At 73.4% G+C, this 7,030-nt stretch carries 8 protein-coding genes and 1 pseudogene; 5 read left to right on the top strand and 4 right to left on the bottom strand.

The genetic code is table 11. The features are described 5' to 3' along the window. From NH339_RS16695 to NH339_RS19025, 4 genes and pseudogenes are all read left to right on the top strand, one after another. Window positions 1-263, top strand: a pseudogene (locus NH339_RS16695) (ABC transporter ATP-binding protein); the annotation flags it as partial. Further along, the gene (locus tag NH339_RS16690; protein WP_253027145.1) at window positions 260-2,041 is read left to right on the top strand and encodes an ABC transporter ATP-binding protein; all 1,782 of its coding nucleotides are present in this window, start codon (window positions 260-262) and stop codon (window positions 2,039-2,041) included. The pseudogene NH339_RS16695 and the gene NH339_RS16690, both read left to right, overlap by 4 nt. Window positions 2,042-2,071: 30 nt before the next feature. After that, a complete protein-coding gene (locus tag NH339_RS16685) occupies window positions 2,072-2,440 on the top strand; it encodes a thioesterase family protein (RefSeq protein ID WP_253027144.1) in 369 nt (122 codons plus the stop codon). A gap of 88 nt (window positions 2,441-2,528) precedes the next feature. Further along, window positions 2,529-2,603: a 50S ribosomal protein bL37 gene (locus NH339_RS19025; protein WP_369797015.1), complete on the top strand. Its 75-nt coding sequence runs from the start codon at window positions 2,529-2,531 to the stop codon at window positions 2,601-2,603. Window positions 2,604-3,403: 800 nt separating this feature from the next. Here the strand turns inward: NH339_RS19025 and rsrA are convergent. The 4 genes from rsrA to NH339_RS16665 form a co-directional block, all read right to left on the bottom strand. Continuing rightward, window positions 3,404-3,694, bottom strand: a complete 291-nt coding sequence (gene rsrA, locus NH339_RS16680) for a mycothiol system anti-sigma-R factor (RefSeq protein ID WP_253027143.1) — start codon at window positions 3,692-3,694, stop codon at window positions 3,404-3,406. Next, window positions 3,691-4,500, bottom strand: coding sequence for a sigma-70 family RNA polymerase sigma factor (locus tag NH339_RS16675; RefSeq protein WP_374208347.1), 810 nt, complete (start codon window positions 4,498-4,500; stop codon window positions 3,691-3,693). The genes rsrA and NH339_RS16675 overlap by 4 nt, the downstream gene beginning before the upstream one ends. Window positions 4,501-4,572: 72 nt before the next feature. Next, entirely contained in the window at window positions 4,573-5,304 is a 732-nt protein-coding gene (locus NH339_RS16670) for an SOS response-associated peptidase (RefSeq protein WP_253027141.1), read from the bottom strand. Window positions 5,305-5,366: 62 nt separating this feature from the next. Continuing rightward, window positions 5,367-6,017: a hypothetical protein gene (locus NH339_RS16665; protein WP_253027140.1), complete on the bottom strand. Its 651-nt coding sequence runs from the start codon at window positions 6,015-6,017 to the stop codon at window positions 5,367-5,369. A 157-nt stretch (window positions 6,018-6,174) separates the two neighbouring features. Here NH339_RS16665 and NH339_RS16660 point away from each other — a divergent pair. Continuing rightward, on the top strand, window positions 6,175-7,030 hold an 856-nt coding region (locus tag NH339_RS16660; RefSeq protein ID WP_253027139.1), incomplete at its 3' end, for a sigma-70 family RNA polymerase sigma factor.

Below are 7,030 nucleotides of genomic sequence, written 5' to 3'. Positions count from 1 at the left end.
TGGCGCGCGCCCTGGCCACCGACCGGCCCATCGTCGTCCTGCAGGACCCGACGAGCGCCGTCGACGCCGTGACCGAGCAGGCCGTGGCCGACGGGGTGCGACGGCTGCGCACCGGACGGACCACGCTCGTGCTGACCTCCAGCCCGGCTCTCCTGCGCGCCGCCGACCGCGTGCTCGTCGTGCGCGGCGGCCGTGTGGTCGCCGAGGGCACGCACGCCGACCTGCTCCGCGACGCGGACTACCGCGAGGCGGTCGACCGATGAGCCAGACCCAGCCTGCCCACCGGCTCCTGCCCGTCGCCGACGGTCGCAGCACGACGCGCGTCGCGTGGCGTCTGCTGCGCGCGCGTCGTGGGAGCCTGGCGCTGACCGTGGCCGCCTTCCTCGTGACCGGCTTCGCCGGGATCGTGCCGGTGCTCATGATCGGACGCGTCGTCGACGTCGTGCGTGACGACGGCAGCTTCTCCGACGTGCTCGTGCCGGTCGCCGTCATGCTGGGCGCCGCGGTCGTCGCGGCGGTGTCGACCACCGTCTCGACCGCAGCGCTCGCCAGGACGGTCGCCCCCGCCCTGGCGGAGCTGCGCGAGGAGGTGCTCGACCGAGCCCTCCACCTCGACTCCCAGCAGCTCGAGGCCGCCGGCGTCGGCGACGTGCTGGGGCGCGTCGGTGACGACGTCCGGCGCGTCACCGAGTCGCTCGACGAGGCCATCCCGATGCTCCTCACGTCGGTCTCGGCGATCGCCTTCACCGTCGGCGGGCTGTTCACGCTCGACTGGCGGCTGGGCCTGGCAGGCCTCGCTGCCGCGCCCGGCTACGTGCTCGGCATGCGCTGGTACCTGCCGCGCTCGATCCCGTACTACCGCGCCGAGCGCACGGCGGAGGGCGCGCGCGCCGAGGTGCTCGTGACCGGCGTGCGTGACGCGTCGACGCTGCGCGCGTTCGGCGTCGAGGACACCGCCCTCGAGCGGGTGGAGCGACGCTCCAGCGACGCCGTCGCGATCACGCTGGACGTCTTCCGCCTCTACACCCGGCTCGGCGCCCGCATGAACGCGTCGGAGTGCGTCGGGCTCGTCGTCGTCCTGGCGACCGGCTACGCCCTCGTCAGCACCGGCTCGGCCAGCGTCGGTGACGCGACGGCCGCGGCACTCTTCTTCCACCGGCTGTTCAACCCGATCGGCGCGGTGCTCTACGTCTTCGACGCCGCGCAGGCCAGCGGTGCCGCCCTGGCGCGACTGGCCGGGGTCGCGCTCATCCCGCCGCGCGACGTCGCGCCGGTCGACGCCGGCCCCGAGCCGGTGCTCACGCTGCAGGGCGTGCACCACGCGTACGAGAGCGGCCGGCCCGTGCTCGCCCCTGTCGACCTCACGATCCAGCCCGGCGAGCACGTCGCCGTCGTCGGTGCGACGGGCGCCGGCAAGTCGACGCTCGGCGGCATCGCGGCCGGGACGCTGCGGCCGACCGGAGGCCACGTCCGGCTCGGTGCCCTCGACGTGACCACGGCCCCGGAGCCCGTCGTGCGTCGGCACGTGGCCCTCGTGTCGCAGGAGGTGCACGTCTTCGCCGGCAGCCTGCGCGACAACCTGCTGCTCGCCCGGGCCGACGCCGACGACGACGCGCTGTGGAGCGCCCTCTCGACCACCGACGCCGCCGGCTGGGCCCGCACGCTCCCCCACGGTCTGGACACCGTGGTCGGCGACCTCGGGCACCCCCTCACCCCGGCCCAGACGCAGCAGCTCGCCCTCAGCCGCGTCGCCCTGCTCGACCCGCAGGTGGTCGTGCTCGATGAGGCGACGGCGGAGGCCGGCTCGTCGGGTGCCCGCGAGCTCGAGCAAGCGGCCGCCGCGGTCACGCAGGGTCGGACGGCACTGGTGATCGCGCACCGGCTCACCCAGGCCCGGACCGCCGACCGCGTCCTCGTGATGGAGGACGGTGCTGTCGTCGAGGAGGGCTCGCACGAGGCGCTCCTGCGCGCCGGTGGACGCTACGCGCAGCTGTGGGCGGCGTGGTCCGACACCGGCGAGCAGCCCGTCGGGCAGTCTTGACCCGACCCGTCCGCTGACCCAGGAGGACCCATGTCCCGCACCGCGACCGTGACCCACGTGGTCGGCGACGCCGACACCGCCGCCGCCCTCGGCAGCGGGGACCTCGCCGTGCTCGCCACCCCGCGGCTGCTGGCCTGGCTCGAGGAGGCCACCTGCGCAGCACTCGACCTGGACGAGCACCGCACGAGCGTCGGCACCCGCGTCGAGGTCGAGCACGTGGCGGCCAGCCCCGTCGGCGCGACGGTCACCGCGACCGCCGACGTCACCTACGAGGACGGCCGGCTCCTGCGGTTCAGGGTCGCCGCGCACGACGCCCACGGCACGATCGTCGCCCATGGCGAGGTCCGGCGCGTCGTCGTCGACCGTGAGCGCTTCCTGTCGCGCCTGCCTACTCCGTGAGCGTCCCGGACCGCGTCGCGCCAGGGCGTGTGCCGCGCCGGAGGCCCCGTGTGGGACCATGGACGCTGGACGTCTGAGGAGGACCATCATGGGTAAGACCGGCCGCAAGCGCCGCGCGCGTCGCAAGAAGGGCGCCAACCACGGCAAGCGCCCCAACGCGTGACCTGACGCTCCCCGCGAGCGCAGACGTTCGAAGCCCCCACCGGCCCACGCCGGCGGGGGCTTCGACGCGTCGGGGGGGTGCTTGGGGGTCTGGGGCTTGCTGGTGCGCTGGCGTGGGATGGGGTCTGGGTGTGGTGGTGCGCTGCCTCGGGGGTCTCGACCTGCTGGTGCGCTGTCTCGGCTGGTGCTGGATGTGGTCTCCGCAAGGGCCTCGACCGGGCGGCTGGCGGGCGCACGGGTCTGGGTTCTCGGGCCGTGGCCCGCGTGGGACACAAGATTCTGCGTTCGTGCGTGGGAGGGCCAAGCCTTCGGCGTTTTCTACGGGATCCCGTCGTCAACGCAGAAGCGTTCGCGCTTCAGCGCACGAAGGAAGAATCGTGGGTGCCCTTGAGGGTGGGGTGGGCAGCGCTTCTCCCTTCTCGTGGCACGGTCCACGAGAAGGGAGAAGCACTGCCCCCACTGACCCCCTCAGCGGTAGATCCACCACCCTTCGAGCGCTCGGAAGGGTGGCAGACCCACCGCCCAGGGCGCTGAGGTGGCAGAACTACCGCTCGGGGGGCGCACACGCAGAATCGTGCGGCCGACGCACGCCACAGCCCGAGAACCGGAGCCGCCGTCGCCCCCAGCCGCCCGGTCGAGGCCCTTTCGGACCGCAGGACGAGTCGAAGCCGCGCCGGCGCAGCCCCACCCGAGGGAGAAGCCGCAGCAGCGCAGCCCCACCCCGCCGAGAAGCCTGACCCGCCCAGACACGCCACCGCCCCTCCCCATGCTCGGGGAGGGGCGGTGCTGGTGCTGGGTGGGTCAGGAGGTGCGGTACTCGGTGATCTGGACCTGCACGGCCCGGATCGAGAGGAGCACCTTGTCGCGCAGCGGCTCGGGGGCGACCTCGCTGCAGGAGCGGTGGACCAGCGCCTTCACCAGACGCTCGAGGTCGTACTCGGTCAGGCACTGGCTGCAGTCGTCGATGTGCGCCTGGATCTCCTCGCAGCTCGCGCTGTCGATCTCGGAGTCGAGGAACAGGTAGAGGTTCTCGAGTGCCTTGGAGCAGTCCGGGCCGTCGCAGCCTCCGGTGGCGGTGGGTTCGGCGCTCACTGGTCGCTCACCCCGCTCGCCACGGCCATGCCGCGGTCACGGGCGTAGTCGGCGAGCAGCTCGCGCAGCTGGCGTCGACCACGGTGCAGGCGGGACATCACGGTGCCGATGGGCGTACCCATGATCTCCGCGATCTCCTTGTACGGGAAGCCCTCGACGTCGGCCAGGTAGACCGCGTAGCGGAAGTCCTCGGGCAGCGCCTGCAGCGCGTCCTTGACGTCGCTGTCGGGCAGCCGCTCGAGCGCCTCCATCTCCGCGGACTTCAGGCCCGACGACGAGTGCGCCTCGGCCGCCGCGATCTGCCAGTCCTCGATCTCGTCGGTGACCTGCTGCGGCTGACGCTGCTTCTTGCGGTAGGAGTTGATGTAGGTGTTCGTGAGGATCCGGTACAGCCAGGCCTTGAGGTTCGTGCCCGGCTTGTACTGGTGGAACGCGCTGAACGCCTTCGCGTACGTCTCCTGCACGAGGTCCTCGGCGTCCTGCGGGCTGCGCGTCATGCGCAGACCGGCCGAGTAGAGCTGGTTCAGGAACGGGAGCGCCTCGGCCTCGAACCGGGCCTGACGCTGCTCCGGCGTCTCGGTCGCGACGTCGACGTCGCTGTAGTCGACCACGTCGGCGAGCAGGTCGACGGACGGGTCGGACGCGGCGCCCCCTGAGGGGCTGGCCTCCGCGGTCTGGGCGGAACGTTCTGGGGTGTCGGTCATCGTGCTCCAGCCTACTCCCGCGGTCCGACGGTCGCCTCGGGCGACGACGTCGACGGACGGTGCGGTGGGGCTGGTGGTGGTGCGCTCAGGGCACGCGAGCATGTCGGCCTCCTTACACGCATCACAACGGTGCCCACCGTCGCCCTATTCCGAAGGCCCCCGAGCGAGCACGCCTCACTCGGCCGGCAACGGCTCCACGAGCTCCGGGCCGTTGTGGCGCACGTTGTTGACCTGGGTGCTGACGGGCCACGCCTCGAGCCGGCCCGGGGTGGCCGGGACCAGCAGGTCGAGCAGCTCGTCGGCGGGTCGGGCGACCGGAGCCAGCCACGCGTCGCGGACCTCGGGCCGCACGAGCAGCGGGGCGCGGTCGTGCAGCAGGCCGTCGGCTCCCTCCGCGCTGGTCGTGAGGATCGTGAAGGTGAGCAGCCACGGCTCGTCGCGCGACGGGCGCCAGAACTCGTACAGCCCCGCCAGGCCGAGCACGTCACGGGCGTCGCCGTCGCCGGCCGCCGTGATGTAGAACGGCTGCTTCGGTGCCTTCGGCCCCTCCCCCGCGTACCACTCGTAGTAGCCGTCGGCGGGGACGATCGCCCGACGTCGCGCGAACGCCGAGCGGAAGGCCGGCTTCTCGGCGACCGTCTCCGACCGCGCGTTGATCATCCGGTTGCCGATCGAGCGGTCCTTGGCCCAGCTCGGCACGAGTCCCCACGTGGCGGCGTGCAGCTCACGCCGGGGCGGGGCCGCCTCGTCGGCGCCGTCGCGCCGGCGCCCCACGACGAGCGGAGCCTGCTTGGTGGGCGCCACGTTCCAGTCGGGCGCGGGCAGCTCGACACCGTCGCCGAGCCCGGCCGCGAACGCGTCGTCGAGCTCGGCGGACGTCCGTGTGGTCGCGTACCTGCCGCACATGGCACGAGCCTCCCACACCGCACCGACAGCAGCGCCGCACCGACACGACGCCCTCCCGCCGATCAGGACGACAGCGCGTGGAGCAGGCCCGGCAGGTCCTCGGCCGTGGGTGGAAGCTCCTCCACCCACAGCCGAGGCGCCGTGCCACCCACCGGCGTGCGCCCGAGAAGCACACCGACGAGTGCGAGGGTCGTGGCGTCGGCGCGCTCCCTCGCCGACACCACCACGAAGCGCCCCGGTCCCACCCGGGCGACGGTCTCGCCACCCGGGTACACCGACCTGAGCACCTGGCCCACCTCGATGGCCCGCACCGACGTCTCGAGCGACGACCTCGCCCGTCCGACGCCGACGTCGACCACCACGAGCACGTGCCCGTCGCCTGCGCGCTGCTCCTCGACAGCGGCGGCGCGGTACACGTCGCCCAACCTGCTGTGCAGGTGCGGGACCGTCGACAACGACGTCAACGGGTCCTCGCAGCCTGCCTCGTGCACCCGTGCCACGGCACGTTCGGCCCACCCGAGGCACGCCGCCCGCACGGCCACGTGCCGTGGAGCGCCGTCGAAGGCCTCCTCGACGAGGTCGATCACCTCGTCGAGGGGGGACCCGTCGAGCGCTGCACTCGCTCCCACCACGTGTGCAACGTCCTCGACGTCGGTCCGACCGCCACGGACGGCGTCGGCGAGCAGCGCTGCCGCGCGTCGCGTGTCCTCCATGTCGGTCCCCCTCTCGTGTCGGTCGCAGGAGGAACGGGCGGGCCGACGTTCCATGACGCGGTACCGACGACTTTTTTTTCGGAGGCGTCTTCCCGGTCGTGACGTCGAGGCCGCTCGCTCGTTGCACACCACGGGAGCTTGGACGAGGGAGACGAACGTGCGGGACGCGCAGGCCACGACGCTGGACAGCAGCGACGCGGAGCTCATCCGCGCCGTGCGCGCCGGCGACACGAGCGCCTACGCCGTCCTCTTCCAGCGCCACGTGCAGGCGGCCACGCGCCTCGCCCGCCAGCTCCTCACGACCGGGGAGGCCGACGACCTCGTCTCCGAGGCCTTCCTCAAGGTCCTCGCGGTGCTGCAGGACGGCCGCGGCCCCGACGAGGCGTTCCGTGCCTACCTGCTGACGTCGGTGCGGCGCCTGCACCTCGACCGGGTCCGTGCGACCGCGCGCACCCGGCCGACCGACGACGACGCCGTGCTCGACCGCGGCGTGCCCTTCGAGGACGCGGTGAGCATCGCGTTCGAGAACGACGCCGCGGCCCGCGCCTTCGCGTCGCTGCCCGAGCGGTGGCAGCTCGTCCTCTGGCACGTCGAGGTCGAGGGCCAGAAGCCCGCCGCCGTCGCCCCGCTGCTCGGCATGAGCCCCAACGCCGTCTCCGCCCTCGCCTACCGCGCCCGCGAGGGCCTGCGCGCCGCCTACCTGGAGAGCCATGCGGCCACGGCGACCGACGACGCCTGTCGTCGAGTCACCCCCCTGCTCGGCGGCTACGTCCGTCAGACGCTGTCACCGCGCGACACGGCGAAGGTCGACGAGCACCTCGACGGCTGCCGGCGGTGCACCGGAGTCCACCTCGAGCTCGTCGAGGTCAACCAGAACCTGCGCGGACTCCTCGCCCCCGCCGTCCTGGGCCCGGCTGCCGCCGGCTACCTGGGCGCGACGGGCATGGCGGCCACCGCCATCGCTGGCGCCGGCAGCCTGGCGGCCGGCAGCGCGATGGCCTCGGCCGGCTCCG

The sequence above is a fragment of the Aeromicrobium sp. CnD17-E genome (genome assembly GCF_024124745.1).
In the GTDB taxonomy this organism is placed as follows: domain Bacteria; phylum Actinomycetota; class Actinomycetes; order Propionibacteriales; family Nocardioidaceae; genus Aeromicrobium.
Note: the sequence above shows the minus strand (reverse complement) of the source record. Positions and strands in the feature narration are given on the sequence as shown.

Bases quoted from the DNA above. Each gene is read 5' to 3' on its own strand.
- NH339_RS16690 (WP_253027145.1), top strand. From the start codon at position 260: ATGAGCCAGACCCAGCCTGCCCACCGGCTCCTGCCCGTCGCCGACGGT.
- NH339_RS16685 (WP_253027144.1), top strand. From the start codon at position 2,072: ATGTCCCGCACCGCGACCGTGACCCACGTGGTCGGCGACGCCGACACC.
- NH339_RS16675 (WP_374208347.1), bottom strand. From the start codon at position 4,500: ATGCTCGCGTGCCCTGAGCGCACCACCACCAGCCCCACCGCACCGTCC.
- NH339_RS16670 (WP_253027141.1), bottom strand. From the start codon at position 5,304: ATGTGCGGCAGGTACGCGACCACACGGACGTCCGCCGAGCTCGACGAC.
- NH339_RS16665 (WP_253027140.1), bottom strand. From the start codon at position 6,017: ATGGAGGACACGCGACGCGCGGCAGCGCTGCTCGCCGACGCCGTCCGT.